This window comes from Rhodanobacteraceae bacterium (genome assembly GCA_024234055.1).
In the GTDB taxonomy this organism is placed as follows: domain Bacteria; phylum Pseudomonadota; class Gammaproteobacteria; order Xanthomonadales; family SZUA-5; genus JADKFD01.
Window position 1 is genome coordinate 237817 of record JACKOW010000001.1, and the last position, 25104, is coordinate 262920.

16 protein-coding genes and 1 pseudogene are annotated in these 25104 nt (G+C 65.6%); 9 read left to right on the plus strand and 8 right to left on the minus strand.

The window, feature by feature from the left end:
* Positions 1-2 precede the first annotated feature (2 nt).
* The gene (locus H7A19_01025; GenBank protein ID MCP5473412.1) at positions 3-1943 is read left to right on the plus strand and encodes a sensor histidine kinase; all 1941 of its coding nucleotides are present in this window, start codon (positions 3-5) and stop codon (positions 1941-1943) included.
* Between the two features lie 199 nt (positions 1944-2142).
* On the opposite strand, the gene H7A19_01030 is transcribed toward H7A19_01025, so the two are convergent.
* On the minus strand, positions 2143-3249 hold the full coding sequence (locus H7A19_01030; GenBank protein MCP5473413.1) for a cardiolipin synthase B: 1107 nt from the start codon (positions 3247-3249) through the stop codon (positions 2143-2145).
* Between the two features lie 336 nt (positions 3250-3585).
* Between H7A19_01030 and H7A19_01035 the strand changes: the two genes are divergently transcribed.
* A complete protein-coding gene (locus tag H7A19_01035; protein ID MCP5473414.1) occupies positions 3586-4047 on the plus strand; it encodes a low molecular weight phosphotyrosine protein phosphatase in 462 nt (153 codons plus the stop codon).
* A gap of 115 nt (positions 4048-4162) precedes the next feature.
* On the opposite strand, the gene H7A19_01040 is transcribed toward H7A19_01035, so the two are convergent.
* The 3 genes from H7A19_01040 to H7A19_01050 all read right to left on the minus strand — a co-directional run bounded on the left by H7A19_01040 (position 4163) and on the right by H7A19_01050 (position 7239).
* Positions 4163-5890, minus strand: a complete 1728-nt coding sequence (locus H7A19_01040) for a diguanylate cyclase (protein MCP5473415.1) — start codon at positions 5888-5890, stop codon at positions 4163-4165.
* Between the two features lie 163 nt (positions 5891-6053).
* Positions 6054-6791 carry an RNA methyltransferase gene (locus H7A19_01045; protein MCP5473416.1) on the minus strand — a complete coding sequence of 246 codons (738 nt, stop codon included), beginning with the start codon at positions 6789-6791 and terminating at the stop codon, positions 6054-6056.
* A gap of 49 nt (positions 6792-6840) precedes the next feature.
* The gene (locus H7A19_01050) at positions 6841-7239 is read right to left on the minus strand and encodes a VOC family protein (protein ID MCP5473417.1); all 399 of its coding nucleotides are present in this window, start codon (positions 7237-7239) and stop codon (positions 6841-6843) included.
* A gap of 373 nt (positions 7240-7612) precedes the next feature.
* Between H7A19_01050 and H7A19_01055 the strand changes: the two genes are divergently transcribed.
* The 5 genes from H7A19_01055 (at position 7613) to H7A19_01075 (ending at position 14423) form a co-directional block, all read left to right on the plus strand.
* On the plus strand, positions 7613-8164 hold the full coding sequence (locus H7A19_01055) for a nuclear transport factor 2 family protein (GenBank protein ID MCP5473418.1): 552 nt from the start codon (positions 7613-7615) through the stop codon (positions 8162-8164).
* 67 nt (positions 8165-8231) lie between these two features.
* Positions 8232-11645, plus strand: coding sequence for a hypothetical protein (locus H7A19_01060; protein ID MCP5473419.1), 3414 nt, complete (start codon positions 8232-8234; stop codon positions 11643-11645).
* 303 nt (positions 11646-11948) lie between these two features.
* Complete coding sequence (locus H7A19_01065; protein MCP5473420.1) at positions 11949-12638, plus strand: nuclease; 690 nt, start codon at positions 11949-11951, stop codon at positions 12636-12638.
* 207 nt (positions 12639-12845) lie between these two features.
* On the plus strand, positions 12846-13715 hold the full coding sequence (locus H7A19_01070; protein MCP5473421.1) for an acyltransferase: 870 nt from the start codon (positions 12846-12848) through the stop codon (positions 13713-13715).
* A gap of 348 nt (positions 13716-14063) precedes the next feature.
* The gene (locus tag H7A19_01075; protein ID MCP5473422.1) at positions 14064-14423 is read left to right on the plus strand and encodes a zinc ribbon domain-containing protein; all 360 of its coding nucleotides are present in this window, start codon (positions 14064-14066) and stop codon (positions 14421-14423) included.
* Between the two features lie 178 nt (positions 14424-14601).
* On the opposite strand, the gene H7A19_01080 is transcribed toward H7A19_01075, so the two are convergent.
* The 4 genes from H7A19_01080 to H7A19_01095 form a co-directional block, all read right to left on the minus strand.
* Positions 14602-15549: an isoaspartyl peptidase/L-asparaginase gene (locus tag H7A19_01080; GenBank protein ID MCP5473423.1), complete on the minus strand. Its 948-nt coding sequence runs from the start codon at positions 15547-15549 to the stop codon at positions 14602-14604.
* A 19-nt stretch (positions 15550-15568) separates the two neighbouring features.
* Complete coding sequence (gene pmbA / locus H7A19_01085) at positions 15569-16948, minus strand: metalloprotease PmbA (GenBank protein ID MCP5473424.1); 1380 nt, start codon at positions 16946-16948, stop codon at positions 15569-15571.
* Between the two features lie 653 nt (positions 16949-17601).
* Entirely contained in the window at positions 17602-20058 is a 2457-nt protein-coding gene (gene hrpB, locus H7A19_01090) for an ATP-dependent helicase HrpB (GenBank protein MCP5473425.1), read from the minus strand.
* A gap of 501 nt (positions 20059-20559) precedes the next feature.
* Positions 20560-21597 carry a hypothetical protein gene (locus H7A19_01095; protein MCP5473426.1) on the minus strand — a complete coding sequence of 346 codons (1038 nt, stop codon included), beginning with the start codon at positions 21595-21597 and terminating at the stop codon, positions 20560-20562.
* 420 nt (positions 21598-22017) lie between these two features.
* Here H7A19_01095 and dinB point away from each other — a divergent pair.
* Together dinB and H7A19_01105 are read left to right on the plus strand one after the other, a co-directional pair.
* Positions 22018-23054: pseudogene (gene dinB, locus H7A19_01100) on the plus strand (DNA polymerase IV).
* Between the two features lie 382 nt (positions 23055-23436).
* Positions 23437-25092: an IS1634 family transposase gene (locus H7A19_01105; protein ID MCP5473427.1), complete on the plus strand. Its 1656-nt coding sequence runs from the start codon at positions 23437-23439 to the stop codon at positions 25090-25092.
* Positions 25093-25104: the final 12 nt, after the last annotated feature.

Consider the following 25104-nt stretch of genomic DNA (forward strand, 5'->3'; position numbering starts at 1 on the left):
CATTGACCCAGACCCCTGAGACCCGCCAACGTGCCCAGTCTGCCCTTGGCGCATGGGTGCGCGCGCTGGGTGTTTGCCTGCTGTGGTTTGGACTCATCGGAGCCGTGATCGGCGGCATGTATCTCGCGTCGATACCAGATGTTCCCGCCATCCGGGACATTGATGCGGCCGCATCAAGTACGCCCAGCCCCGGTACGGATGCGCCCCCTCGTGATGGCCCCTGGCAACACTTCGAACTGCCGCTCCGAATCTGCAAGGTGCGCTGCGATACCTTGTATACGGTCTTTCGCCATCGCTTCGACATGGCCCGATTGCCGGATCAGGACTGGGCCCTGTACCTGCCGTTCTTTGATGCCAACGTGGCGGTGTATCTCAATGGCAGATTGCTCGACCAGCAGGGACGCATGCTGGCACCGGCAGATGTCTACCGCTTTCACTCCAGGTTGGTCCGATTACCGCTCTCGGAATTGCAGATGGGCGAGAACGAGTTGATCCTGCAACTCGTGGCCGAGCGCCAGCGCTACGGTGGGCTGGCGCCATTCTATCTGGCTCCGATGGACGTCCTGGCAGCACCGCAGCGCTGGCGCGCGCGCCTGACCGAGCAGACCGTGGCCGGTGTCGGCTGGCTGCAGTCCGGCAGTCTGCTGGTGGCGCTGGTGTTGTTTCTCAGTGGCCGACGCGAGAGCTTGCTCGGTTGGTACCTGGTGTCGGCCGTGTTCTGGGTGTTGCTGATCGTCCTGCATGCCTCGCCGAGTTTTCTCGCCGACACCCCGTGGCGCTGGACGGCGACCTTCATCAGCGTCTCCGGCGTGCTGTCCTTCAGTCCCTTGTTCATCATCGGCATCCTGCAGCCGCCGCCAGGATGGATGATCCGATCCCTGACAGCCTTGTTCGCGGCCTGCGCCTCGGTGTCGGTGCTGGCCATGCATGTGTTGCCCCTGGATGCCTATTGGCAGTTTCAACTTCCGAACTACATGCTCAAGTTCAGTGGCTATCTGCTGGTGCCCTTGATGCTGGTCCTGGTGCTGCGAATCACCCTCAAGCGTGCCCATTCCTGGTCAGCAGCCTGGTTGCTCGCCTTTGCCGCCATGCCCGGCATCATGGGTATCGCCGATGCCCTGCTTGGCACCTTGGGGCCGCCCTTGCAGATGGCCCTGCTGCCGCTCGGGGGCCTCGGTGTGTCACTGGCATTGTGGCTGGAACTGTCCCGCCGCTTGATCGAGAACCATCGACGCATGGCGACGCACGCGGCTGAACTCGAAATCGAGGTGCGCGCGCGCGAAGCCGATCTGCGCGAATCTTACGAGCGCCTGCGCGATGCGGATCGAGAGCGGGCGCTGGGCGAGGAACGCCAACGCCTGTTGCGCGACATGCACGACGGTGTCGGTGGCCAGTTGGCCTCACTGGTACACCTGGCCGGGAATCCGGAGATCGGACGCGACCAGGTGGTCGCCGGATTGCGCGAAGGCCTGGCGGACTTGCGGCTGGTGCTCGATTCCCTGGCACAGGGCGATGACGATCCCATGGTCGCGCTCGGACGTCTGCGCCACCGGATTCAACCCACGTTGGAGGCGGCAGGAATCAGCCTGCGCTGGGCAGTGGATCCGGACCTGGAGTTGCCGGCCTGGAGCCCGGAGGCGGTGTTGAACATCTATCGCCTGCTGCAGGAAGCCATCCACAACGTCATTCGACATGCAAAGGCCCGGCAACTGACGCTGGGACTTCGGGCCTTCGGCGACCGCATCGAGTTCAGCGTCATTGACGACGGGGTTGGCCTCGATCCCGACGCCATCCCGGGGCGCGGCTTTGGTCTGGACAGCCTGCGCGCGCGTGCGGCCAAACTGGGCGGAGACCTGGAGTTGCGTTCGGCGCCGGGGCAGGGAACCGCGGTGATGGTCAGTCTGCCGCGTCAGCCAGCCGCCGTGCCGCTGGTTGAACGCTGAACTATCCGGCCAGAACTACGTTTGCGACTCTGGCCTGGCAGTTGCCGACCTGCAGTTCCAAAAAAGGCTATTCCTCGCCGATTCGGTGGGCGCAGCACACCCGTGGGAGCGGGCTTCGCCCGCGAGCTTTGGACGAGTTTGCGGAAGCGATCGCGGGCGAAGCCCGCTCCCACAGAGGCCCCATCGATTCAGCGCGCGCCTATAGCCAGCGTCTTGCCAACCAGCCGATAAGCCCGGACAACCAGGTCCAGCCGTAGCGATGCGACCAGCCTCCCGCGTGGATTTCCTCGGATTCGCCGAGATCTGCGAGATAGTCGGCTTCGAGTTGCAGATGCAGCGCGGGCGCATCCGACAGCAGCACCAACTCGTCATTGATGAGCAGGCTGCGGTAATCCAGATTGGCGGTGCCAACCATGCTCCACTCGTCGTCGATCACTGCGGTCTTGGCATGCAGCATGCGCGGCAGGTACTCGAAGATGCGCACGCCTTTGGCCAGCAGCCGCGCATAGGCCGCGCGGCTGGCCCATTGCGCCAGCGGCACATCGCTGTGCCTGGGCACCAGCACGCGCACGTCAGCGCCGCGGCGCACGGCATGGATCATGGCTCGCTGGATCGCGGCCGGCGGCACGAAATAGGGCGTCGCCAGCCACAGGCGCCTGCGCGCGCCGCGAAAGTATCGGGTCAGCAGACGCTTCAGCAGGAAGCGTCGCCGCAGGCCCAGATTCGGCACCAGATAGCCCTCGGCGCCTCGCAACTGGCGCCAGGGACGGCGGCGTAGGGGCGCCCGGCCGTACTCGTCGAAAGCTTCAATGGCCCGGGCCACCAGGGAGCCGGTCAACCGCACATGGGTGTCGCGCCAGCGTGCGGATCCAAAGTGCTGCTGCGAAGCCTGCCGATGCAGATTGAATCCGCCGAGGTAGCAGCAGTGCTGATCCACCACCAGCAGCTTGCGGTGGTTGCGGCGATGAAACTCGAAAGGACGCCGCCAGTTCCAGCGTCGGCACCATTCCAGCTGTACGCCGCCCACCTGCAGCTGCGCCGCAAGCTCGGCACTCATGGTGTCGAAGGAGCCGATGGCATCGATGCGCAGATGCACCTTGCAACCGACCCGGGCACGCTCGATCAGTGCCTCGGCGAAGGCCTGTCCGATCTCGTCGGCCGCGTAGATGTAGGTTTCCATGCGCACCTGGCCGGACGCGCGGCGGATGTCGTCGAGCATGGCCGCGTACAGCGTGTCGCCTTCGACAAAACGCTGAATGGCGCCAGAGGCGCCATCGGCCATTCCCTCTGCACTCTCACCAAACATGCCGCAAGCACCTGAATAAAAACATTTTCCGCAAAGGACGCAAAGGACGCAAAGTAGAGCGATTCCAAGTTGTCAGCCGGTTGTGTCGCCAGAGATCGCCGCTCAGCCGACCAACCTTTGAAACTTTCGCGTCCTTTGCGTCCTTTGCGGAAAAAAATGCCCCCCCTCCGAGATCGCCGCCGGTTTGATGCGCGAATAAGCGCACCGCCAGGGGCGACCGGGACTCTGGCCAGGATCCATCAATTGCATACGCTTGCATCGAAGCGGCGCCAGATTAGGCCGCGTCCTCGATCGCGTCCACTGCCGTCGACATGCCGGCTTGCGTAGACTAGAAAGATGAATAACATCCTGTTTGTCTGCAGCGGCAATATCTGCCGCAGTCCCACCGCCGAGGGTATTGCCCGGGCTCGCGCCCAGGCCCTCAGCCTGGATCTGCACTTCGATTCCGCCGGCACCGAGGATTACCACATCGGTCAGGCCCCCGACGCGCGCTCGCGCCAGGTGGCGCGCGAACGCGGTACACCCATTGATGCCCTGCGCGCACGTCAGATCTGCGTGGCTGATTTTCATCAGTTTGATCTGATCCTGGTCGCCGACCGCGGCCACCTGCGAGAGCTTGGTCGACTCAAGCCCGCCACGGCGACGGCGCAGGTGGCACTGCAGCTGCCGTGGTGCGGCATCGACACGCCAGACCAGGTGCCCGATCCCTACTATGGGCCCATGGCGGGATTTGCCGAGGTCTACGACTTGCTGGACCGGGCCGCGGCGGGGCTGCTGGCGCGCCTGCGTTCGGGCTGACCCGCCGATCGAGGAGCGGTCTTGCCTGCGGGCTGGAGCAGACCAGCGCATTCCAGAGCGTTCCCGCAGACCCGCCTGCAGATAGCCGGGTGGACACAGGGCGCGCTGCCGCAGCTCAGCCTGATGCCGGTGCAGCGCCGGTGTCGGTCTGATCGCGCTGAGGTTCACCGGCGTCGGTGTGTTCGCCAGGCTGTAGTGGCGGCACGAAGGTGCAGATCTGGTTGCGACCGGCGCGCTTGGCCTGATACAGGGCGTGATCGGCTGCACCGATCAGTTCGTCCATCTGCGCCCGCTGTTCCGAGCAAGCCACGCCGCCACTGAATGTGACTCGAAAAGAGTGAGCGCCGTGCTGCTGCGCCAGGCCGGCGAAGCGCTCGCGCAATTCATCGATGATTCGAGCCGCTTCCTTCAGCGGGGTATCCGGCAGGATCACCGCAAATTCCTCGCCGCCATAGCGACCGATGATGTCGGTGCGGCGCAGGCTCTGGCGCAGTTGCCGCGCCAGCATGCGCAGCACGCGGTCGCCGGCAGGGTGCCCATATTGATCATTGACCTGCTTGAAGTTGTCGAGGTCGAGCATGGCAAAGCACAGGGGCGAATTCCGCCTCAAGGCCAGCGGCAGCAACTCTTCGAGTTGCAGCCGGGTGGTGATCTGCGTCAGCAGGCCGGTGAGCCCGTCGGTGCGCATCAGCTCGCTGAGGGTGCGAAAGCGGGCGGCGCGATTGGATACGGCGGCGATCAGGTGATCGGCCCGGATCGGTTTCAGCAGAAACTCGTCGCCGCCAACGCGCAGCGCCTGCAGATGATCATCGAGACGATTCTCAACCGACAGAAAGATGATTGGCAGGCTGTCGTAATTGGGCTTCTGCCGGATCAGCGCCGAGAGCTCCGTGCCCGAGCACTCGGGCATGTACAGATCCATCAACAACAGATCGGGTTTGAACTCGGCCAGTTGATCGAGCGCCTCGAAGGGGTCGGTGAAGGCCCTCACCTCCATGCCGGCACTGCGGAGCACCTCGGCATGGTGCTGCGCCAGTTCCTCGACATCCTCCAGCACCAGAATCCGGAATGGCGCCGCCCTGGAGCGCCCGGTCATGCGATCCAGGGTTTCCACCAGCGCGGGATAGTCTATCGGCTTGCCGAAATAGGCCGCCGCCCCCGCTCGCAGCGCGCAGAGACGTTCGCGCCAACCTTCGTACTCCGACAGCATGATGATCGGGACATCCAGGCTATCCGCGTCCAGGTGCCGGGCCAGTTGCAGGGGGTCTTCGGCCACGCTCTTCTTGCACCGATCCGTATCGAGCAGGATGGCCAGCGGCTTTCGCGACGACATGGCCGTCCGGGCCGCGCTCCAATCACCAACTACCTTTGCGAAATAGCCGAAATCACCCAGGCGAAGCGCCATCTCCTGCGCTGACAGGTGGTTGTCGCCAATGACGAAAACCCGGTTCGGATCCGACGATTCAGCCTCCACCGCCGCGGGCAGCGACTTCGCCGGTGCGCCGTCTGGCGGAGAAAGACCAAGCTTCACGACCTCGTCGACGAGGGCGGCGACGGCGCTACGGTGGGGATCATCCAGTGTGCCTTGATCCAGCGCCTTCTGCAGCTTGATCTCAAGCTGAAGTGCGCAGGCACCCAGCGCTACGTAGCCGAAGGTGCTGGCAGATCCGGCCAGCCCGTGGGCCATGAACCTCAATGAGCACAGCTGATCCTGCGGTTGGGCACGCTGAACGCATTCGAGCCAGCCCTCGCGCAACCGGGCGACGCGCTGCGGCAACTTGCCGACATAGCGCAGGCGCAGGCTGTCAAGCTGCGCTTGACGCTGCAAATGGTCACTCGGCATGGCACCCCCGTGCAGCCATGGATAGGTCCGGCTCAGGCGTGTGGGAAGCCCTGACTACCGTCACCCAGCGAAGTCTCGCATCCCCCATGTTACGCCCTTGCCCAGGCGTGCAAGCCGCCGCGGGTCGCCACGAGCCACAAAGTTCCAGCCTTGAATGCATCGTTCAGTTTGGATCGGCCGCCGGTGGCGCCGCGCGCAGGCTCCGCAACACCCCGTGCAGCATCTGCAACTCGGCACGATCGAAGGCCGCGCGTTGCAGACTTCGGCGCAGGGCTTCGAGCGCCAGATCGCGGTTCTTGTTGCCGTAGTAGCCGCTGTCTGCGAGGGCGCTGTCCAGTGCAGCCAGCCAGTGTGCGAAGGCCTCCCGCGGAGCGCCGGCGCGCACGCCCGTGCCTGGCCCCGCATCAAGGACCGCCATTCGCATTTCATAGCAGATCAGCTGCACCGCCGCGGCCAGATTCAGGGAGCGACAGTCCGGATGGCTGGGAATTCTTACCAGGGTGTCACAGAGCGCCATGTCGGCGTTGTCGAGGCCCGCCTCCTCGCCGCCGAAGACCAGCGCCACTGGCCCTGCGCCAGCGCGGGCCAGAGCCTGCGGTCCAAGCTGTCGCGGACTGAGCACCGGCAGCGGTACCCGCCGTTGGCGCGCGCTGATCCCGAAGACCGTGTGGCAATCAGCGGTCACCGCACCCAGCGCTGAATGCACGCGGGCAGCCTCCAGCAGATCACCCGCGGAGACGGCCAGGCGCCAGGCATCGCCGTGTGGGAATTCGCGCGGACGCACCAGGTGCAGTTCGGTCAGGCCCATGGTCTTCATGGCCCGCGCGGCCGCACCGATGTTGCCGGGCTCCTGGGTATCGCAGAGCACGACGCGAATGTTCATCGGGATCGGCGTGGGCATGGAGCTGTCATCAACGGCAGGCATGCACCTTCAGCGCTCGCGGTCGTGATCAAGCTGCCGGGCTGTTGGCCGGCGGCTGCCACAGCTCCACGCGATTGCCTTCCGGGTCCATGACCCAGCCGAACTTGCCGTACTCGGACTCATCCACCTTGTTGTCCACCTGGCAACCCTCGGCGCGCAGCGCTGCCAGCAGGGCGTGCAGATCGGCCACCCGGTAATTGACCATGAACGGCGCCGTGCTCGGCGCGAAGTAGCCGCTGTCGGCCGCAAAGATGCTCCACACCGTGGTCCCGCCATCGGGCTCCGGGCGCGCCGGATCGTTCCAGGCGAAGGAGGTGCCGCCCCAGTCCTGCACATCGATGCCCAGATGGCGTCGATACCACTGTTTCATCACTTCAGGGTCGCGAGCCTTGATGAAGATGCCGCCGATACCGGTCACGCGCTTCATGCCGTTTTCTCCGTAGGGCAGGAATTGCCCGAGGCCGGGCCATGGTGCCGCAAGAGGCGGGTGCTGATCCAGCGGCAGGTGCGGGGCAGAAGGGTGGTCCCCAGGTAGGAGCGACCTCGCGTCGCGACCGGCAGGCTCAGGGCTGCCCAGGTAGGAGCGACCTCGCGTCGCGACCGACAGGCTCAGAGTCGCCAAGGTAGGAGCGACCTTGTGTCGCGACCGGCAGCTCCGGGATTGCCGAGCACGTGACCATAGCGTCGCGACACAAGGTCGCTCCTACGGTGGGTTGTGGCCATGCCGCACTTCCAGCACACGCGTCCACGCTCATTGCCCGCGATGATGGTCTACGTTCTTTGCAAGGAAGCCATCTGCCATGAACCCGCATCTCTGCATCAGCCTGATTCTGGCGCTGGCGAGCAGTGCTACCGCCGCTGCCGACGCTCCGCCGTCGGCCCAGGCGCCCGCCATGACCGCGTTGGAATGCGCCGTCTGGGCCCGTGAGGCCAGTTTCGCGGCCAGTGTCGCCGCCCACGACGCCCAGGCCTTTCGTGCTCATCTGCATCCGGATGCGGTCTTCATCGACGGCCGAGGCAACGCCACCCGCGGCGCCGATGCGGTGGCCGAATCCTGGAGTGCCATCGTCGAAGGCCAGCAGATCATCCTGGGCTGGCACCCGTCCGTGGTCGTGATTGCCGGCGATCCCGCCGTGGCACTGTCGCGCGGCCCTTACTGGATGGAGTTGCCACAGGCCGACGGACCGCCGAAGTACATGACCGGGCAGTTCATCTCGACCTGGGTGCGCAATGCCAAGGGCGAATGGCAGGTGCTGTTCGATGGTGGCGGCGGCAATCAGCCACAACCATCGAGCGCCGAGGAGATCGAGGCGCTCAAGGCCAGTCTCGATCAGACCTGCCCGTCAACCTAACATTTGCTCACACGTTCTCCAGAGCTCGGGCTTATGCTGTGCCGAGATTCCGGGAGATCAGTGATCCATGAAGCGCCGTTTTGCTGTTGTGGCTTGTTTCTTGTTCAGTGGATCGCTGAGCGCCAACGACTTGCCCTTCGTGAATTGGGAGAACCATCCCATTCATGCGCTCGACCTGAGCCCGGACCGGACCCTGCTGGCGGTAGCCCACACCGCTGATCAGCGGGTGCAGTTCTTCGACGTCTCCCAAGCCGTGCCGGTGTCCGTGGGCCATGTCGTCGTCGGTGTCGATCCGGTGTCGGTGCGCTTCCGCAATGCCGGCGAGTTGTGGGTGGTCAATCACATCTCCGATTCGGTCAGCGTGATCGATCTGGCCACGCGCAAGGTGCGGGCCACGCTGGCCACCGCCGACGAGCCCTTCGATGTGGTCTTCGCCGGTAACAAGGCTTTTGTCAGCTGCTCGCAGGCCAATCAGGTGCTGGTCTACAACACCGACAACCTGGCGCTGGCGCCGACGGTGGTGCCGATCGCAGCCGAGGATCCGCGCGCGCTGGCGGTCAGCGCTGACGGTCGCAGCGTGGTGGCCGCCATTTTCGAGTCGGGCAATGCCACCACCATCCTCTCCGGTGGCTTGCTGGACCGGTTGGTCGCGCTGCCCAATGTGGTCAGCGATCCGCGCGGACCCTACGGCGGCCAGAATCCGCCGCCCAATGTCGGCACCAGTTTTGACCCGCCGATCAACCCGGCTGCGCCGCCACCCAAGGTCGGGCTGATCGTGCGCCGCAACGAGCAGGGGCGCTGGCGCGATGACAACAACGGCGACTGGACCGAGTTCGTGTCCGGTTCGCTGTCTACCGTATCCGGTCGCCGTGCCGGCTGGGATCTGGCCGATCGCGATCTGGCGATCATCGACGTCGATACCCTCGGCGTGCGCTACGTCACCGGACTGATGAACATCGGCATGGCGCTGGCGATCAATCCAGCCAGCGGCGAAGCCACGCTGGTCGGCACCGAAGCCTTCAACGAGGTGCGTTTCGAGCCCAAGGTGAATGGCCGCTTCGTGCATGTGGAGCTGGCCCGCGCCAGCCTGGCGCCGGGCGGCAGCAAGTCGGTGCGCGATCTGAATTCGCATCTGAGCTATGTGTCGAGCACGGTGCCGCAGAGTGAGCGCAATCGCAGCATCGGCGATCCCCGTGCGATCGTCTGGCGCGCCGACGGTCAGCGCGGCTGGGTGGCCGGTCTGGGATCGAACAATGTCATTGCCATCGATGCCAGCGGTGCGCGCGTTGGCAATCCCATCGCCGTCGGCGAGGGCCCGGTCGGACTGGCCCTCGACAATGCCCGCAACCGCCTCTACGTCTGGAATCACTTCGAGGCCTCGCTGTCGCTGGTCGACAGCGCTGCGGGCCAGGAAATCTCGCGCACACCGGTGTTCAATCCGCTGCCCACGGCCATCCGCGCCGGTCGGCCGCTGCTCTACGACACCCATCGCACCTCGGGCCTGGGCCAGGTCTCCTGTGGATCGTGCCATGTCGATGGTCGTATGGACCGGCTGGCCTGGGATCTGGGCGATCCCTCGCAGCCGCCGCAAGTCTTCGATCAGAACTGCATTACTGTGGTCGGCTCGCCGGCGTGCGAGAACTATCACGCCATGAAAGGCCCGATGACCACGCAGACGCTGCAGGACATCATCGGCCATGAGCCGCTGCACTGGCGCGGCGACCGCGCCGGCATCGAAGCCTTCAATCCGGCTTTCGAGGGCCTGCTTGGCGATGATGCCCAGCTGACTGGGGCCGAAATGCAGGCTTTCGAGGATTTCCTCGCGACCATCACCTTCCCGCCCAACCCGCACCGCAATCTCGACAACACCCTGCCATCCTCGATGCCGCTGCCGGGGCACTACACCAGCGGACGTTTCCAGATGGCCGGCATACCGCTGGGCAGCGGCAGCGCCACCCGCGGGCTACAGCTGTACACCACCGGGCTGCTCGACGGCGCGCTGCAGTGCGCCAGCTGCCACACGCTGCCGACCGGCATGGCGGTCAACGGGCCGCTGTTCCTCGGCGTGCTCGCCGTGCCCGTCGGCGGCAGCATCATGCCGATCGGGCCGATGGGCGAGAACCACCTCGGCATCGTCAGCACCGATGGCTCGACCAATGTGTCGATGAAGGTGCCGCAGCTGCGCAATCAGTACGAGAAGACCGGCTTCGAGATGACCCAGCTCGACAACACCGCGGGTTTTGGTTTCCTGCACGACGGCTCGGTCGATTCGCTGTCCAAGTTTCTGTCGGCGCGCGTCTTCAGCGTGCAGAACGATCAGGACATCGCCGATCTGGTGGCGCTGACACTGGCTTTCTCCGGCTCCGACTTCGGCAACGTCAATCCCATCCTCGGCGCGCCGGCACCGCAGTCCAAGGACACCCATGCCGCGGTCGGGCAGCAGCTGACGCTCGACTCCACCGCCCCGTCAACCCGTGCCGAGCAATTGCTGAATCTGGCGCGCAGCGGCAAGGTCGATCTGGTCGCGCACAGCGGCGCGACCGGTTACGCCTTTGATGTCGCCAGCGACACCTTCCTCAGCAACGATGGCAGCGCCGCACTGACGCCAGCCAGTCTGCAGGCCAGTGCCAGCAGCAGCGCGCCGCTGACGCTGACCGTGGTGCCACGGGGTCTCGGTCTTCGCCTCGGCGTGGATCGCGATGGCGATGGCATTGCCGATGCCGTCGAGGTCAAGCAGGGTTCCAATCCAGCCGATGCCACATCGACCACGCTCAAGCCCATGGCCGGGCTCTGGTACAACCCGGCGCGCAGCGGTCACGGCATGGACCTGCAGTTCGCCGGCAACACCCAGTTCGTGACCTGGTACACCTACAACGACGACGGCACGCCGACCTGGTACCAGGCGGTGGCCCCGCGCGCCAATCCCTGGGTGGCCGAGCTCAAGCGCTACACCTGGAATGGCAGCGCCGCGGTGGGCAGCAGCGTCGGCCAGATGCGACTGGAGTTTGCCGATGCCGGCAACGTCAGTTTCGGCTGGACGCTGGGGACTCGCAGTGGCACCGAGCCCATGCAGGCGCAGCTGGCCAGCTACACGCCATCCAATCCGAACCGCAACGGCACCTGGTACCACGCCGCCGAGCCCGGTTGGGGCTTCAGCCTGTACACCGGCGGCGACGCGCGCGTCGGCATCATCTACTTCTACGACGGCAGCCAGCAGCCGCGCTGGGTATTGGGACAAGGCAGCAACGCCGCCAGCGAGCGCATGACCATGGCCAGCTACCAGGGCTTCTGCCCCGACTGCACCGCCATCGCCCCCACCAGCAGCGCTGCCGGATTCATCGATTTCAGTTTCGACGGCGCCCGCCTCGGCAGCGCCACCACCGACGTCTACCACGCCGGCGCCAGCAGCGCCCACTGGCGCCGCGGCCCGGTCGCGATCGAACCGCTGTCCGAGGTGGTGGTGCATCCGCTGCAGTATTGATGGGGTTGAACGAGGGCACGAGGGCGGGAGGGCACGAGGGCACGGTAGAGCGAGGCCGGGCACGGGGCACGGGACTCGGGACGACCCGCCGTCGCGGGTCCGAGCTTGCTCGGATGCGCCTGCTGTTGCTGTGGAGGGCGCCGCGCCGCGGCGCCGCTTTCCGGCGCGTGAAGATCAACAGCGGCCGCGCAGGCGCGCGTCCCTCCACAACAGCGCCAAAGCCCGTAGCCTCTCCCGTGCCCCGTGCCCCGCGCCCCGCTCCAGCCGCTACACTCAGGCACCCGAAGTCCTGTCGGAGTCGCCATGCAAACGCTGCTCGACCAACTGGAACGGAGCATCGCCGATGCGGTGCTGAGCTCGGCCGAGAAGCGCGCACTGGCCGCGGCGCTGCACGAGCGGCCGCTGCGCATCGAACAACTGCGGCAACTGCGCAACCACAGTTTCGATCTGGTGCTGCAGCGCAGTCGCGATCCTGCCCAGGCGGTGCTGATGCCGGAGTTGATCAAATGGCTGGGCGAAGTGGTCAAGGTGGTGGATCAGGCGGCGGCCCAGGTGGCGGTCGATACCCGGGTCTGGTTCAGCCCCGGCGATGACTGTCGCGATGCCGTGATCCGGCATTTCCAGTCCTGTCGCAAACAGGTCGATGTCTGCGTGTTCACCATCGCCGACAATGACATCAGCGCCGCCATCATCGCGGCCCATCAGCGTGGCGTGGCCGTGCGCGTGATCAGCGACAACCACAAGCGCCATGATGCCGGCAGCGATATTGACCGCATGGTCGAGAGCGGCATCGAGGTGGTGCTGGATGACAGCGATGCCCACATGCACCACAAGTTCGCGCTCTTCGATGGCCGCTGGTTGCTCAACGGCAGTTTCAACTGGACTCGCAGCGCCAGCCGCGCCAATGACGAGAATCTGGTGGTCACCAACGACCCCAAGCAACTGCGACTGTTCGGCGCGCAGTTCGAGGGGTTGTGGGAGCGGCTGGCCTGACAATCCGCGCCAGGCCGAGGGTGCTCGCCTTTGTGGGTCCAGACTTGTCTGGACGCTCTTGATTCGGGAGCCTGGACGCGACCTGTAGGTCCAGACCTGTCTGAACACTTATGCACTTGGGTCATGCGAAAGGCGTCCCGATGAATCTGGACCCACAATTGCAAGTCCTTTGCGACAATGGACACCCATCAACCCGGGAGACCAGCCATGCCGCGCTTCGTCAAATGTGGATTGATCCAGACCTCGCTCGCCGGCTCTGCCGAGGACTCGCTGGCGCAGATTCGCGAGGCCAACATCGCCCGCACGCTGGAATTTGTTGACCAGGCCGGTGCGGCCGGGGTGCAGATCCTGTGCATGCAGGAGATCTTCACCGGGCCCTATTTCTGCGCCGAGCAGCACCCGCGCTGGTATGCCTCGGCCGAGCGCATTCCCGATGGTCCCACGGTGCAGCTGATGCAGGAGAAGGCGCGACAGCATCAGATGGTGATCGTGGTGCCGATCTACGAGGAGGATGGCCCGGGCATCTACTACAACACCGCTGCAGTCATCGATGCCGATGGGCGTTATCTGGGCAAGTACCGCAAGAACCATATTCCGCACTGCGCGCCCGGCTTCTGGGAGAAGTTCTATTTCCGCCCCGGCAACCTCGGCTATCCGGTATTCGACACCGCCTACGCCAGGGTCGGCGTCTACATCTGCTACGACCGCCATTTCCCCGAGGGCGCCCGCGCGCTGGGATTGAACGGTGCCGAGATCGTGTTCAATCCCTCCGCCACCGTGGCCGGATTGTCCGAGTACCTGTGGAAACTGGAACAGCCCGCGCATGCGGTGGCCAACGCCTATTTCATCGGCGCCATCAACCGGGTAGGCATCGAAGCCCCGTGGAACATCGGCGAGTTCTACGGCCAGAGCTATTTCTGCGATCCCCGCGGGCAGATGCTGGCGGTGGGCAGCCGCGACCAGAGCGAGTTGATCGTCGCCGACCTGGATCTGGAGCAGATCCGCGAAGTGCGCAACATCTGGGCCTTCTACCGCGACCGCCGACCCGACAGTTATGGCGATCTGGTCAAGCCTTGAGGCGAGCGTTTGCCACGCCTGGCCGCGACGACCGGTAACTGCGGCGAGCTTTGGGCAGAAGCGCAGCGCAGAGTACGCAGAGGAGCGCAGAGAACACGGAGAAAGGCACAAAGGTCTCGAAGGAGCTTTCCTCAGCGTTCTCTGCGCTCCTCAGCGTTCTCTGCGTCAAGGCTCCTGTCCGCAATCAGCCGAAATCCGCGTGCCTCGCCGATCGGCGGATTCCGCCTTCACGCGGCCAGGCAGTGCCCCGGCCGAGTCTTGGGCGAGATCCGCCCTACGCTCCGCTGCTTGAATCGACCGCGCCTGCCCCCATATCCGCTGCCCATGCGTCACTGATCTGGTTGAGCCATGCCCATCTACGAATTCGAATGCCTGAGCTGCGGAAAGCGTTTTGACCGTCTGCAGAAGATGTCCGATCCCGATCCCACCGATTGCCCTGTGTGCGGCCCGGCTGAGATCAAGCGGGCGTTGACCGCGGCGGCCTTCCGGTTGAAAGGCGGCGGTTGGTACGAAACCGATTTCAAGGGCGAGAACGACAAGAAGCGCAATCTGGTCGAGGGCAGCTCCGGCGGCGGCGAAGCCAAGGCCGAGGGCAGCAGCTCGGAGTCGGCGAAGTCCGAGAGCAAGCCCGAGACGAAAGCCGAGACCAAGACCGAGACCAAGGTCGAGAAGCCGGCCAGCCCGCCGCCGGCAGCGGCGGCGAGCTGAGGCCAGCGTTCTGCTGTGGGAGCGGCTTCAGCCGCGAAAGCTGTTGCGGCAGTCGCCATGCCCACAGAGGCTGTGCTTGACTGCCCGTCGCGGCTGAAGCCGCTCCCACAGACGGCCAAAACCCACTACCCGGCACGCTGTCGCGGCTGAAGCCGCTCCCACAGATGGCGAAGACCCGTCAGCCGGCGTAGATCGCCACCTGCAGCTGCCCATCGGCACCCACCCAGGCCCGGTACATGCCTTCGGAGTTGTAGGGCAGAGCGATCTGGCCATCGCGACCAATGGCAATCAGCCCGCCGGTGCCGCCGAGTTCGGCCACGCGGCCCAGGGCGCCAGCGCAGGCTGAGGCCAGATCGGCGCCGCCGTAGACCATGCGCGCGTGCACGTCGAAGGCCAGGCTGGAGCGGATGAAGAATTCACCGTGGCCGGTGGCCGAGACCGCGCAACCTTGGTCCTCGGCCCAGGTGCCGGCGCCGATGACCGGGGTGTCGCCGGCGCGGCCGGGGTGCTTGTTGGTCATGCCGCCGGTGGAGGTGGCGGCTGCCAGGTGACCCTGGGCATCGCGCGCCACGGCGCCCACGGTGCCAGTCTTGTCGGGCGGACTCGGGCCGCTGTAGAGCGGGTCGTGATCCAGGGTCACCCGTCCGCTCAGTGCTGCCAGCTTCTGCTGCTCGGCCCGTTCGGGGGTGATGAAGTAGGCGCTGTCTGCCTGTTCGATCCCGCATTCGCCGGCAAAGCGGTCGGCACCCTCGCCGACCAGCAATACGTGCTCGCTGCGTTCCATCACGGCGCGAGCCAGCGTGACCGGATGCTTCGGGGTCCTGACCCCGGCCACCGCGCCGGCGGCGCGGCTGCGCCCGTCCATGATCGAGGCGTCCATCTCGGCCACGCCATCGGCGTTCAGCACCGCGCCGTGGCCGGCATTGAACAGCGGGAAATCTTCAAGATCGCGCACCGCCTGCTCGACCACGTCGAGCGCGCTGGCGCCGGCCTGCAGGCTGGCCCAGGCAGCGCCGGCGATGCGCGCCAGCGCAAGGCGGAATTCGGTCTCACGCGCCGGCGTCAGCGTGGCCCGGTCGATGACCCCGGCGCCCCCGTGGATGGCCAATCGGCAGTGGTTGCTCATTCGCCCTCCCAGTGGCAGCTCATTCGTCATCGTTGTTGCTCTCACCGGCGATGGTCATCTCGGCCAGCTGCACCGGGCCGCTGCGCACATTGCCGCGGGTGTCGATCTCGTTGCCTACGGCGATGACGCTGGCAAACATCTCGCGCAGATTGCCGGCAATGGTGATCTCGTGCACCGGATAGGCGATCCGTCCATTCTCCACCCAATAGCCGGCGGCGCCGCGCGAGTAATCGCCGGTGAGCAGGCTCACGCCCTGGCCCAGCAATTCCGTGACATACAAGCCGGTGCCCATGTCGGCAAAGAGTTCGGACAGCGCCCCGGCACTGGGGGTGATGCTGAGGTTGTGCACGCCGCCGGCGTTGCCGGTGCTGCTGAGGCCGAGCTTGCGGGCCGAATAGCTACCGAGGATGTAACGTTCGAGCACGCCATCGACGATCAGCGGATTGGCGCGGGTGGCCACGCCCTCATCATCGAAATCCGCCGATCCGGGGCCGCGCTTGAGATGCGGTTGCTCGGTGATCTGCATCCAGCTGGGGAAGATCTGCTGGCCCTGGGCGTCGACCAGGAAACTGGCCTTGCGATAGAGCGAGCCGCCAGACACTGCCGAGCACAGGTGGGCGAAGAAACCGCGCGCCACCTCGGCCGACAGGATCACCGGGGCCTTGCGCGTGCTCAAGGCACGGGCGCCCAGGCGCTGCAGCGTGCGCCGCGCGGTTTCGCGACCGATGGCCTCGGCGCCAGCCAGATCGGCAAAGGCGCGGGCGCTGTCGTAATGGTGATCGCGCTGCATGGCGTCATCGCTGCCGCCCAGCACCGAGCACGACAGCGAATAGCGGGTGCCGTAGTCGCGGCCGACAAAGCCATGGCTGTTGGCATAGACCCCGTAGCTGCGACCGGCGCTGACACTGGCGCCCTCGGAGTTGTTGATGCGCGGGTCGAACTCCAGCGCTGCCGACTCGCAGCGGAGCGCCAGTTCGATCGCGGCTTCGGCATCCGGCCCCTGCGGATGCCACAGGTCCAGATCCGGAAATACCGTGGCCAGCCGGTCGGCGTCTGCCAGTCCGGCAGCCGGGTCGGCTTCAGTGTAGCGGGCGATGGCCAGGGCCTGTTCGATGGTGATGGCAATCGAGCGCTCGTCCAGATCGGCGGTGCTGGCCGAGCCCTTGCGCTGGCCGGCATAGACCGTCAGCGACAGCCCGCGGTCGCGCGTGTGCTCGACCGTTTCCACCTCGCCCAGACGCACGTTCACCGCCAGCCCGGCATCGACACTGACCCCGACCTCGACCTGATCGGCACCGCGCCCCCGACAGCGGGAAATCACGTCCTCGGCGATGGCGGCTAGGCGATCCAGTTCAGCATGCGGTGGGGCATTGGGCGATTCGACAGTGACGGCGGTCATTCGTGAGGGAGAGCTCTGCGTGGGTAGCCATTGATTATGCCGGGGTGAGGGGCGGCGGGCACGGGGCAGCGAACGGGGCAGGGGAAACGGGGCAGGGGGCGGGGGCAGGGGACGAAGGGCCTCGGGCTGCGCGGGCAAGCTGCAACCGGCGTCATTGCGCCCCACCTGGTTCGGCCTGAAACTGCCCACGGGCCATGAACCCGCCGTCGTAGGTCATGTTGTCCGCGTCAGCGGACTACGTGACATCCATTTGCGTCACGTAGCTCGCTAGGCGAGCAACGTGACCTACAACAGCAAATCAACAACTTACGATATGGGTTCATGGAGAGCCACCTGTATCGGCCCGACACTGCCCACGGGCCATGAACCCCCCGGCGTCATTGCGAGCGTAGCGAAGCAATCCAGGAGTGTGCGGCGCTACCCTGGATTGCTTCGTCGCTGCGCTCCTCGCAATGACGCCAGCTTTTGTGGGTCCAGACTTGTCTGGACGCTCTTTCAGCCCGTCGCCAAAAGCATCCAGACAAGTTTGGACCCACAAGAGCCCAAAGCTCGTAGCCTTTCCCGTGCCCCGTGCCCCGTGCCCCGTGCCCCGTGCCCCGTGCCCCGTGCCCCGTGCCCCGTGCCCCGTGCCCCGTGCCCCGTGCCCGGCGCACTCAGCGCCCGCGCGGCTTGGCCCGGTGGGTGGCCTGGGCGGTCCAGGGATCGTCCGGCCAGGGATGTTTGGGGTATCGGCCCTTGAGTTCCTTGCGCACCTCGGCATAGGTCCGATCCCAGAAGCCCTTCAGGTCCTGGGTGACCTGGATCGGCCGGCCGCCGGGCGAGAGCAGATGCAAAGTGACCGGGATGCGGCCCTCGGCGATGCGCGGGGTGTCGGCCAGGCCGAACAGTTCCTGCAATTTCACGGCCAGCACCGGCGGCTCGCCGGGGAGGTATTCGAGCTTGCGGCTCATGCCGCTGGGTACGGTCAGTGTGTCAGGTGCTTCCCGGTCCAGCAGACTGCGCTGGGCGTAATCCAGCGTATCCAGCAGCGCGCCACCGAGACGATCCGGACCCAGCTGGCTCAGTCGGGTGATGCCGTTCAGGGCCGGTGCCAGCCAGTGCTCCAGAGAGGCCAGCAGCGCGGCATCGGACCAATCCGGCAGACCGGCGTCGGGCAGCCATGCACGCAGGCACTGCACCCGGGCGCGCAGGCGTTGCTGGTGTTCCGAGAAGTTCAGCGCCGCCACGCCCAGTGCGCGTACGCCGGCGATCAGGGCGCCGCGTACCGCCTCCGGATCGCGCGCAGCTTCGACGCGGCGTTCCAGAACGATGGCACCGAAGCGTTTCTCCACCCGTTGCTGCGCCGACTGGCTGGCGGCATCGAAGCCGAACTCGCGCACCGTGCGGAACTGCTCAGGGTAATGCCGTTCCAGCAGGTCAGCGTCGAAGGGCGCCGCCTTGGCGATGCGGGCATCGGCACCGCTGCCCATCAGATCACTGACCGCCAGCCAGGGCTCACCGGTCAATCCAGAGCCGGGGCGCAGCGCGGCACCGCGCCCGCCGGCCAACTGGTAGCGCTCGGCCTTGTCGACGCGGGCGATGCGGTCGGGAAAGGCGTGGATCAGCAGATCCCCGAGCGCGTGCGTGCTGCTGCGCGCCGGCGCTTCTGGCAGGCGCAGCCGCCGGCGCCATTCGCGCGCCGCGTAGTCAATGGCCCGCAAGGCGCCGGGAGAGGCACTGCCCAGCGGGCGGCGTTCACGCAGCGCCAGCAGCGCCTGCAGGCGCGTACGCCAGTCCTCCGACCAGCGTTCCTCGCCGATCAGTGGATCGCGTGCCTCCAGCAGCGCCAACAGTTCCGGTATCCAGCCCGCCGCCGGATTGCGACGACCATGGATCACCAGATTCGCCAGCCGCGGATGGGTGCCGATGCGCATCAGCTCACGGCCATGGGCGGTGATCCGAGCTGATTCGTCGAGCGCGCCCAGGCTTTGCAGCAGCTCGCGCGCCTGGGCCAGATGTCCGGGCGGTGGCGGGTCCAGAAAGCGCAGTTCGGCGCCGCCCCAGGCGGCCAGTTCCAGCGCCAGCGAGGCCAGATCGGCATCGACGATCTCGGCGCGGCGTTCGGCTTCCAGGCGTTTCTCCGCAGACCACAGGCGCAGCGCGTAGCCGGGTCCCAGTCGACCGGCACGACCGGCGCGCTGGGTGGCCGAGGCGCTGGAGATCGCGACCGTGTCCAGCCGGGTGAAGCCGGCGTTGGGATCGAAGCGCGGCTCACGCGCCAGGCCGGAATCGACCACCGCGCGCACGCCCGGCAGGGTCAGACTGGATTCGGCGACATTGGTGGCCAGCACCACACGCCGACGACCTGCCGCGGCTGCCGTCATCGCCGCCGCCTGCGCTTCGATGGCCAGTTCGCCATGCAGCAGCACCACGTCGATCGAATCCGGCAAGCGCGCGCTCAGGATCTTGGCAGCGTCGTCGATCTCGCGTCGCCCGGGCAGAAAGGCCAGCACATCACCCTCGCTGCGCTCCAGCGCCTGTTCCACGCCGCGCGCCAGGTGCGCAGCGATGCGCTCCTCGCGCTTGCCAGGCAGATGTTCGATGGTTACCGGATAGCTGCGCCCGGCGCTTTCCACGCGCTCGGCCTGCAGCCAGTCGGCCAGACGAGCGCCGTCGAGCGTGGCCGACATCACCAGCAATCGCAGGTCCTCGCGCAGGCCAGCTTGCGCATCCAGCGCCAGTGCCAGTCCAAGATCGGTGGCCAGATGGCGCTCGTGAAACTCGTCGAAGATCAGGCAGCCGACGCCTTCCAGCATCGGGTCTTCCTGGATCAACCGCGTGAGGATGCCCTCGGTCAGCACCTCGATCCGACGACCTGGGCGCGATTCGAAACGGATGCGATAGCCCACACTGGTGCCGGGTTCCTCACCCAACTGCCGGGCCAGATAAGTGGCTGCGGCGCGCGCGGCAATCCGGCGCGGTTCCAGCATCAGGATCTTGCGCCCCGCCAGCCAGGGCGCGTCCAGCAGCGCCAGCGGCACCGTGGTGGTCTTGCCGGCTCCGGGCGGCGCCTCCAGTACCACTCGCGTATGCGCAGCCAGTGCCGCTTGCAGCGCCGGCAAGGCGACCATGATCGGCAAGGAAGTATCGAGTGTCAGCACAGCGCTCGGGTCGAGGTCAGCATGAGCCCAGCATAGCGGCTGCGCTTCTGTGAGAGTCCCGGTCGCCCCTGGCGGCGCGCCTATTCGCGCATCAAATTGTCGGCGATCTCGGGGTTCATTTTTTGTCCGCAAAGGACGCAAAGGACGCGAAGATTTCAAAGCTTGGTCGGCTGAGCGGCAATCTCTGACGACACAAGCGGCTGACAACTTGGAATCGCTCTACTTTGCGTTCTTTGCGTCCTTTGCGGAAAATATTTTGATTCAGGTACTTGCGGCATGTTTGGTGAGAGCGGATTCATCCGCGACAGCGAGTTCCGGCCGGATCCCCGTTCGCGGGCGGCGCCCGCTTCGAACGGAGCCGAGGCCTCACCCTGTGGGAGCGGATTCATCCGCGACCGCGAGTCCCCGCCGAGCCTGCGTTCGCGGGCGGAGCCCGCTCCCACAGGGAAGCGGGCTCGTCAGCTTGTTGGATCAGCGGGCGACGCGATTGGCCAGGAATTCCAGCTCTTTCACCGGCGCCTGGCTGAGGTCGATGTTGAAACGTGACTTGACCGCGGTGTTGTCCAGGCCATCGCTGATGCGGGTGTCGCCCACCATGCGGGCCAGAGACCACTCGTTGTTGGCAGCGGCCTTGTCCGGCTCGTTCGGGCCGCTGCCGGTCAACACGAAGGTGCGACTGGCGGTGCGATGACCGCGCACCGGAAAGGCCCGGTAGTTGTTGGACTGCAGGCACTGGGTGGTCACGTTCGACAGATTCTTCGGGCAGATCTTGACGATGCCGTCGAACTGGTAGGTGCCGGTCTTGACCACGTAATAGGCGAAATTGTTCGGATCGTCGTTGACGATCAGATAGTGATCACCGGTGCTGGCCTGATAGAAGCCGGAGGAATCGTGGGTGGCAATGGCGTTCTGGGTGCAGCGTCCGACCAGCGAATTGTCGGCGCGGCAGCCATCGAACACGTCCGGATTCGGCGCCCGGTCGACGGTCTGGTAGATCAGCACATCGCCGTAGAAGGGAAATCCGACGGTGGAGCTGGCCGAGAAGTCGATCGTGACTTGCCACTCGCCCAGCATCAGTTCGTTCTTGGCGTCGCCCGGGGTGCGGGTCAGCGCGTAGTCGAAACGCCGGATCGGCACCACGCGGCCACCCAGGGTGATGCGGGCGTCGGTTTCGGTATCGAAGATGATCTCGACCGGGCCGCCGGCACCCAGCTGCACGGCAGGCTGTTGCCAGACGCAGCCCAGGCACTGGCCGCCGGAGAAACTGGTCAGCTCGCCGACAAAACGGGCATTGCCGTTCATCGTGCCCTGCGAGGTGTACCACATCGGTCGACCATCGGGCGCGTACATGTAACCGGCCAGAAACAGGAAATTGTCCTGGATCTCGATCAGAAAGCCGGTGCCGGGCTCGGCCGGGTTCCACCAGGTACCGTTCTCGGGCGTGAAGGCCGAGGCCGCGGAACTGAAGGCGAGGATCGTCGCAAACACAGCGGAGCGAATCTGGCGCATGGTGGGCTTCCGTGTAGGGTGAACGTGGACTCGATTCTGAGTCACCGGGCTGAATTCGTAATGAATCTTGAAGGACTACGCGGCCGCCGTCATGGCTGGCGTTAAGGTTTGCGAGCAGCGGGAAAAAGGGAAATGGAAAAAGGAAAAGGGGGAAAGCCACTGCGCCGGCTTCGGGTGAAGCCCTGGGCATTGCTCTCTGTGGGAGCGGGCTCTGCCCGCGATCGCTCTGCGTAGCGAGGCCTAGAGCCCAACGCAGAGAACGCAAAGAGCCGCAGAGAACGCAGAGAAGAGCCAGGATCAACCGATTCTGCTTTTTCTCAGCGTTCTCCGCGTTGCGCTTTTCGACCCGATCGGCGAATCGAACCGGTGGGCGCCGATCCGCGGCAGAATCGCCCCGTGAGAAAGATCGTGCACATCGACATGGATGCCTTCTACGCCTCGGTGGAGCAGCGGGATGATCCTGGCTTGCGCGGCCGGCCGGTGGTGGTGGCCTGGCGCGGACAGCGCTCGGTGGTGTGCGCGGCCAGCTACGAGGCGCGTACCTTTGGCGTGCGCTCGGCGATGCCGGCGATTCGCGCCGAGCGCCTGTGTCCCGAAGCGGTGTTCGTGCCACCGGACTTCACCCGTTACAAGGCGGTATCGCGTGCCGTGCGCGAGATTTTTGCCCGACATACCGATCTGATCGAGCCGCTGTCGCTGGACGAGGCCTATCTGGATGTCACGAGCAACAAGCAGGATCTGCCCAGCGCCACCGCCGTGGCGCAGAGCATTCGCGCCAGCATCCGCGAGGAGTTGAACCTGACTGCTTCGGCGGGGATCGCGCCCAACAAGTTCCTGGCCAAGATCGCCTCGGACTGGCGCAAGCCCGACGGCTATTTCGTGATCCGGCCGGAACAGGTGCTGGAGTTTCTGACCCCATTGCCGGCGGCGCGACTGCCGGGCGTGGGCAAGGTCATGGCTGCCCGATTGCAAGCGCTCGGCGTGGAGACGGTCGGCGCCTTGCGCGAACTCGGCGGGCCGGCGCTGGAAGCGCGCTTCGGCCGTTGGGGACGGCGTCTGTACGAGTTGTCCTGTGGCATCGACGAGCACCCGGTCGAGAGCGAGCGCCCGACCCAATCGATTTCCAGCGAGGACACCTTTGCCAAGGATCTGCCGATCGGCGCTGGCGGCGCCGATCGCCGAGCTGGCCGCCCGTACCTGGGCTTCGGCGCTGCGCGAGCCGCGAGTGGCGCGCACCGTGGTGCTCAAGTTGAAGACCGCCGATTTTCGCAAATCTCACCCGCAGCCTGACACCGAGTCAGCCACCGGCCTCCGCCGCGCAGTTGGTCGAGATCGCGCACGCACTTTGCGCACGCGTGGAGCTGCCGGATAGCACCTTGTATCGATTGGTCGGCGTAGGCTTGTCCGGGTTCTGCGATCCGGATCAGATGCAGGCGCAGCGGGGCTTGTTTGACTAGGTTGTGGGTTGCCTTGCACACCCTGCCGAGCAAGCTCGGCACTACAACAGCCTCGTACACCGCAGCTCTGGTAGAGCGGAGCTTGCTCGAGCTTGCTCCGCTGCTCTGGCTTTGCTTGTGCTACTGACTTTGGCCGAAGAGTCGCAGACCCTGCCGAGCAAGCTCGGCACTACAACAGCCTCGTACACCGACGCTCTGGCAGAGCGGAGCTTCCCACGTTCCGCACCCGCAAACGTCCGATCACGCCCGTTGTAGCCAACGGCGCCTGTCGCATCAAGCACTTGTGATCCATGACCAGTGCGCCTTTCGGAAAGCTCTGTAGTCACACGTTCAGGTTCATTTATATCTTGAGAGCGGGTGTACTGACGTGTAGCGTATGTGCATGTTCACGCGCATATCCCGATCTGGCGGTCGCGCCTACCTGCAATTGGTAGAGGCTTTCCGTAATGACAAGGGCGAGCCTCGCCAGCGGCTGGTGGCGAACCTCGGGCGCCTCGATCAGTTGCGACCGAAGGATCTCGATCCACTGATCACGGGCCTGCAGCGTGCCCTCGGGCGCACGCCGGCGGCATTGCCGCAGGTGGAGTTTGTCGGCGCCAGGGCCATGGGCGACGTCTACGCGCTGCACGCGCTGTGGCGCGAACTTGGGCTCGATGGCGCCGTGTCTCGTGCAATGCGCTCGTCTTATCGCCGTTTCGACGCCACCGCCATGGTTCGCGCCATGGTTTTCAATCGCCTGTGCGAACCTGAGTCCAAGCTCGGCGTGCTGCGCTGGCTGGATACCGTTGCCATCCCGGAGCAACCCGAGCAGGTGAGCCACGATCATCTGCTGCGCGCCATGGATGCGCTGATGGATCGGGCCGGCGCGGTCGAGGATGCAGTGGCGAAGCAGTTGCGGCCGTTGCTCGACGACGAGATGTCGGTGGTCTTCTACGACCTGACCACGGTGCGCATCAGCGGCACCGGAACCGTCGCTGACGATGTGCGCGCCCACGGGATGAACAAGGAGACCGGTGGCATCGCCCGGCAGTTCGTACTCGGCGTGATCCAGACTCGCGAAGGTCTGCCGATTGCGCATCAGGTGCACGCCGGCAATATCGGCGAGGTGACCACGCTGCTGCCGATGATTGAGGCCACGATCAAGCGCTACCGCCTCAAGCGCGTGATCCTGATCGCGGATCGCGGCCTGCTGAGTCTGGACAATCTGACTGCAGTCGAGAGCCTCAAGAGCGCCAGCGGCGAGCCGATCGAATACGTGCTGGCGGTGCCGGGCCGGCGCTACGGGGAGTTCGCCGAGTTGGTCGGGGCAGTGAGCTTTGCAGAGGGTGTGGGCGAAACCCGCTGGCAAGAACGACGCCTGGTGCTGGCGCATGACGCCGACCGTGCGCAAGAACAGCGCCTGGCGCGTGAGGTCGCCATCGCAGCGTTGGAGGCCGAAGGCGATCGCCTGGCAACCCGCCTGGATGCGCAAGACCAAGGCCAGCCGCAGCGCGGGCGTCGATCCAACGACCGACGGGCGTATCTCAAGTTCTCCGAAATGATCAAAGCGGCGCGTCTGTCGCGCATCGTGAAAGCTGATCTGCAGGCCGAGCGCTTCAGCTACACCGTCGATGCCGCAGCCAAACAAGCGGCCGAAACCCTGGACGGCAAACTGCTGCTGGTCACCAACACCGATCTACCAGCCGCCACCGTGATCGAGCGCTACAAGGCGCTGGCCGACATTGAGCGCGGCTTCCGAGTGCTCAAGAGCGACATCGAGATCGCGCCCGTGCACCACCGCCTGCCAGAGCGGATCCGAGCCCATGCACTGATCTGCTTTCTGGCCTTGCTCCTGCATCGCGTGCTGCGAATGCGGCTCAAGGCGACGGCCAGCCCACTCTCCCCGCAGCGCGCCCTGGCGCTGCTGCGTCAAATCCAGCAACTGCACGTGACGGTGGACCAGCAACCCACCACCCGTACCAGCCAAATCAACCCCGAGCAGCGTGGCATCCTGCAGCAGCTAAAACTGCCGTTACCCGAGATCAACGCGTCGTTGTAGTGACAAATCCGT

Coding starts and splice junctions, on each gene's coding strand:
- H7A19_01030 (MCP5473413.1), bottom strand. CDS start 3,249: ATGTTTGGTGAGAGTGCAGAGGGAATGGCCGATGGCGCCTCTGGCGCC.
- H7A19_01035 (MCP5473414.1), top strand. CDS start 3,586: ATGAATAACATCCTGTTTGTCTGCAGCGGCAATATCTGCCGCAGTCCC.
- H7A19_01040 (MCP5473415.1), bottom strand. CDS start 5,890: ATGCCGAGTGACCATTTGCAGCGTCAAGCGCAGCTTGACAGCCTGCGC.
- H7A19_01045 (MCP5473416.1), bottom strand. CDS start 6,791: ATGCCCACGCCGATCCCGATGAACATTCGCGTCGTGCTCTGCGATACC.
- H7A19_01050 (MCP5473417.1), bottom strand. CDS start 7,239: ATGAAGCGCGTGACCGGTATCGGCGGCATCTTCATCAAGGCTCGCGAC.
- H7A19_01055 (MCP5473418.1), top strand. CDS start 7,613: ATGAACCCGCATCTCTGCATCAGCCTGATTCTGGCGCTGGCGAGCAGT.
- H7A19_01060 (MCP5473419.1), top strand. CDS start 8,232: ATGAAGCGCCGTTTTGCTGTTGTGGCTTGTTTCTTGTTCAGTGGATCG.
- H7A19_01065 (MCP5473420.1), top strand. CDS start 11,949: ATGCAAACGCTGCTCGACCAACTGGAACGGAGCATCGCCGATGCGGTG.
- H7A19_01070 (MCP5473421.1), top strand. CDS start 12,846: ATGCCGCGCTTCGTCAAATGTGGATTGATCCAGACCTCGCTCGCCGGC.
- H7A19_01075 (MCP5473422.1), top strand. CDS start 14,064: ATGCCCATCTACGAATTCGAATGCCTGAGCTGCGGAAAGCGTTTTGAC.
- H7A19_01080 (MCP5473423.1), bottom strand. CDS start 15,549: ATGAGCAACCACTGCCGATTGGCCATCCACGGGGGCGCCGGGGTCATC.
- pmbA (MCP5473424.1), bottom strand. CDS start 16,948: ATGACCGCCGTCACTGTCGAATCGCCCAATGCCCCACCGCATGCTGAA.
- hrpB (MCP5473425.1), bottom strand. CDS start 20,058: ATGGTCGCCTTGCCGGCGCTGCAAGCGGCACTGGCTGCGCATACGCGA.
- H7A19_01095 (MCP5473426.1), bottom strand. CDS start 21,597: ATGCGCCAGATTCGCTCCGCTGTGTTTGCGACGATCCTCGCCTTCAGT.
- H7A19_01105 (MCP5473427.1), top strand. CDS start 23,437: ATGTTCACGCGCATATCCCGATCTGGCGGTCGCGCCTACCTGCAATTG.